The sequence below is a fragment of the Collinsella sp. TM05-37 genome (assembly GCF_003436455.1).
Taxonomy (GTDB): Bacteria; Actinomycetota; Coriobacteriia; order Coriobacteriales; family Coriobacteriaceae; genus Collinsella.
On record NZ_QSPN01000042.1, the window covers coordinates 1 to 661 of the forward strand.

Annotated in this window: 1 protein-coding gene; it reads right to left on the reverse strand. The window is 74.3% G+C overall.

Annotated features, from left to right (window positions below; genetic code table 11):
• Nucleotide 1: 1 nt before the first annotated feature.
• Nucleotides 2-661 (reverse strand): transposase (locus tag DXD48_RS09975; protein WP_158548984.1); only part of this gene is annotated, 660 nt, incomplete at its 5' end.

Consider the following 661-nt stretch of genomic DNA (forward strand, 5'->3'; position numbering starts at 1 on the left):
GCTACTCCCGGTAGGGCACCCGGTCGCGCATCACGGCGTATATCGCCCTGAGCCGCTTCCTCGCGACGGCCTTGAGCGCCCTGCCGTGGCCCATGCCCCGCGCCCTGCAGGCCCGGTAGTACTCGCCGTAGCGTCCCGACGACCTCACCAGGCTGTTGCACGAGAAGATCAGCAGGGACTTGAGCCTCGCGTCGCCCCGCCTGGACGCCCTGACCGACCTCACCGACGTTCCGGAGCTCCTCACCCTCGGGGCTATGCCGCAGTACGAGGCCAGGTGGTCGTGGTCCGGGAACCTCCCGATGTCGACCGACACCGCGAGCTGCGCCGCGGTCCTCGGGCCGATGCCGGGCACGGTGAGCAGGCACGCGTAGGTCTCGTCGCCCTCGAGCAGCGCCGCCGTCTCGGCCTCGAGGGCCCCGGCCTCGTCGAGGGCCTCCGATATCCGGGCGGCAAGGAACCTGACCTGCCTGTTCTCGGCCTCGACGAGCGCCGGCGGCGGCGCGGTGGAGGCGGCCGCGGCCTCCCCGGCGGCCTCGGCCTGCGGCCCCTCGGCCCCCGAGCGGGCGATCCCCCACGCCCCGCCGAACCCGGCGAGCAGCTCCAGCCACCGGCGGTCCGACAGGTCGACCGCGGCCTCGAGGGCCGGGCAGGACTCGAGCAG